This is a genomic window from Thermosyntropha lipolytica DSM 11003 (genome assembly GCF_900129805.1).
In the GTDB taxonomy this organism is placed as follows: domain Bacteria; phylum Bacillota; class Syntrophomonadia; order Syntrophomonadales; family Syntrophomonadaceae; genus Thermosyntropha; species Thermosyntropha lipolytica.
Map to the genome: position 1 here is coordinate 1 of NZ_FQWY01000081.1, position 2,065 is coordinate 2,065.

3 protein-coding genes, 1 pseudogene and 2 riboswitches are annotated in these 2,065 nt (G+C 43.2%); all 4 genes and pseudogenes read right to left on the reverse strand.

Annotated features, from left to right (window positions below; genetic code table 11):
* A partial coding sequence (locus BUB92_RS11040) for an NAD(P)/FAD-dependent oxidoreductase (RefSeq protein ID WP_143156962.1) occupies nt 1-387 on the reverse strand: 387 nt, incomplete at its 3' end.
* Nucleotides 388-400: 13 nt separating this feature from the next.
* Complete coding sequence (locus BUB92_RS11045; RefSeq protein ID WP_073093614.1) at nt 401-787, reverse strand: GrdX family protein; 387 nt, start codon at nt 785-787, stop codon at nt 401-403.
* A 60-nt stretch (nt 788-847) separates the two neighbouring features.
* Nucleotides 848-928, reverse strand: a riboswitch (glycine riboswitch).
* A gap of 3 nt (nt 929-931) precedes the next feature.
* Nucleotides 932-1,041, reverse strand: a riboswitch (glycine riboswitch).
* A gap of 75 nt (nt 1,042-1,116) precedes the next feature.
* The gene (locus tag BUB92_RS11050) at nt 1,117-1,746 is read right to left on the reverse strand and encodes a cyclodeaminase/cyclohydrolase family protein (RefSeq protein WP_073093615.1); all 630 of its coding nucleotides are present in this window, start codon (nt 1,744-1,746) and stop codon (nt 1,117-1,119) included.
* Nucleotides 1,747-1,758: 12 nt separating this feature from the next.
* Nucleotides 1,759-2,065: pseudogene (locus BUB92_RS11055) on the reverse strand (glutamate formimidoyltransferase); the annotation flags it as partial.

Consider the following 2,065-nt stretch of genomic DNA (forward strand, 5'->3'; position numbering starts at 1 on the left):
CTTCCCGCGCAGCTTCCCTTCACCGGGAACATTGAGCATTCTGGGTACAGCACCTAAGGCATAAATGACGGCTTTGCCATAGTATTCACCTTTTCTTCCTACTACCTTTTTGGGATTAGACTTGAGGTCCAGGGAAACTATGGTATCTTTTATAAGTTCAGCTCCAAAATCTAAAGCATGGTTCAGCATAGCTTCGGTAAGCCCAGGTCCAGTCGTCCCCCGACCAAATCCGGGATAGTTCTCCAGCTCAGAAGTGGTGGCAGCCTGTCCACCCGGACGTCCTTTTTCAATGATGGCCGTCTTTAATCTTCCTCTTGCTCCATACATAGCTGCAGAAAGTCCAGCCGGTCCGCCGCCTAAAACTAAAAGATCATATACATTTTCCATATTTTCCGGTCACCTACCTTTCAAGTAATGAATCTAGAGCACTTAAAAGCAGTTCTTTATCAACCAGCTGAAAATCTTCAGCATAGTCTACCTTCAAGTCAGGACGAGTAGGTTCAGCAACCATAGCTTCTACCTTTTCCAAAGCATAATTTATAATCTTTAAATCACCTTCATCAGGTAAACCCTGTTTTTTGCTTACTACGATCGAACGATACGGGTTTTGGTTAGGTTTAATGCTTCCTGCCAGAGGATGGGAAAGCAATTTATGTCCCGCAGCTATCCAATTTAAGGTCTGGTAGTAAACATCTTCTACCTTTCCTTCCACCCAGCATATCTCGTATTTATCTATATTTTTAACCATAGGGTTGTTAGTTATTATTAAAACCTCGTCCTGATACATAGAAATTCCTCCAGGTATAACTTAAAAAAGGAACAGAAGACTTTATAGGTGATCCGTGTCCTCTGTTCCCTGACCTGAGAGTTTCGCCCTGTCTTTGCATAACAAGGCTTGCCCCTTCGGTGTCTTTAAGACTCTCCAGAGTTTCGTCCAGAAGCGATACGGAAACCTGAGAGTTTCACCAGATACCGGACTAAGTAATCTGGCTTGCTCCTTCGGTATTAAGGCTTAAGCCTTAATTCTCTCGCTTCTGTCATCCGAAATATTATTTTGTAAAGCCGATCCCACTTTTTAACCTTTAATAATTATTCGGTAAAGCCGATCCGGTCTCTTTAACCTTCCAGCATTTTGCATACTGCTTCATAGATTTTATCCCTGCTCGCGCCGCCTTGCTTTAAAAACTCCTCAATTTCTCTCTTTCTATTATTTACATAAGTCTCATCTTTAATCGAAGGCAGATTTATCTTTACATTCATTACCGCTCCTTCCAGCCCGGTATGAGCTGCTAAGGAAGCAACCCCTATATCACTTATGGCATTAGTATTAACTTTATTTACAATACCTTCTGCCAGGGTTAAAACTTCCAAACAGGTCTTGGCAATAGTATAGGGTACATCTGCTGCTTTTTTATAAGCCTCCTGAATAGCTGCTTTTCTTTTTTCTTTTTCTTCCTCTGTTTCTTTAGGCATCTTGAAAGCAGCCATTACTTCATTAAAAGCATTAGTATCATCATCGACCAGCTGAGTTAATTTTTGATGTAAAGCTTCTGCTTTCGCGAGAGCCTGTTCCATTTCGCTCTGTACTTCTTCATAACCTTTTTTGCCGATAGTCAAGCGGCATACCATAGCTACCAGTCCCGCAGCCAAAGCTCCTGATACGGCTGAAACACTTCCCCCGCCGGGAGCTGGAGAATCCGAAGCCAACTCAGCTATAAATTCTTTTACCTTCATTTCTACTAACATTCCTCTTCCCCCTTACAGTCCGATGAGATGATTTTCAATAATCTGCTTGCGATCCCAGTCTACCAGGCGCAGGTAGTATTCTACACAGTTAAGAAGCGCATCTAAATGTACGGTTCCTACTATCTGGGTACCTACTACCTCTAAACCATAACGGGCAGCTTCAAATTTTACCACTTCTAAAGCCCGGTATATCGGTGTAGCATCGGTATCGAACATGTTCATGGATACCGCTACCTGGTTGCGGTCCTCCAAGCGGAAGCCTACTGCACGCACCGTGGAAAATCCGCCGGAAGGCCCTCTCATCATCTTGGCTATAGTC

What these genes read in the sequence shown, in the direction of transcription:
- BUB92_RS11045 (WP_073093614.1), bottom strand. Translation starts at nt 787, where the DNA reads ATGTATCAGGACGAGGTTTTAATAATAACTAACAACCCTATGGTTAAA.
- BUB92_RS11050 (WP_073093615.1), bottom strand. Translation starts at nt 1,746, where the DNA reads ATGTTAGTAGAAATGAAGGTAAAAGAATTTATAGCTGAGTTGGCTTCG.